The 398-nt window shown below is 47.5% G+C and carries 1 pseudogene; it reads left to right on the top strand.

Going from position 1 to position 398, the window contains the following annotated elements:
* Positions 1-305, top strand: a pseudogene (locus tag HMPREF2554_RS01770) (hypothetical protein); the annotation flags it as partial.
* Positions 306-398 lie beyond the last annotated feature (93 nt).

Genomic DNA, 398 nt, shown 5'->3' with positions numbered 1-398 from the left:
CGTATATTCCACAGTTTGAGGAGCTGATGGGTGCGGAAAATGTGATGATTGCCGGTGAGGGTGTGCGATACCCCTGGTCCGATTTTGAAGAAGAACAGCGCAGAAACTTCCCGAACGGTGCCCCGGATCCTCTCTACGATAAGTATGGGGAGCTTTTTGGTGTTACTACCCATAGTTCGCAGACTACGGGTGTTTATGTTGATGATCCTCGGTATTATCCTGAATCACCATTGTATGACCCTGCTCTTGCCTCCAAGGTACACCTAGTGCATAGTGAATTTGACGAGCCAGATCCTTCTGTATAAACACTATGCAGTATATACGCGAATATAAGGATGCGTTCATTGTTCCGGTGTTCACTTACGAGAGCGGGTACTGGGAGAAAATCATGAAGCCTC

The organism is Rothia sp. HMSC071F11 (genome assembly GCF_001809115.1).
GTDB lineage: Bacteria > Actinomycetota > Actinomycetes > Actinomycetales > Micrococcaceae > Rothia > Rothia dentocariosa.
The sequence above is the reverse complement of the archived record's forward strand: the minus strand, read 5'-3'. Positions and strand labels throughout refer to the sequence as shown.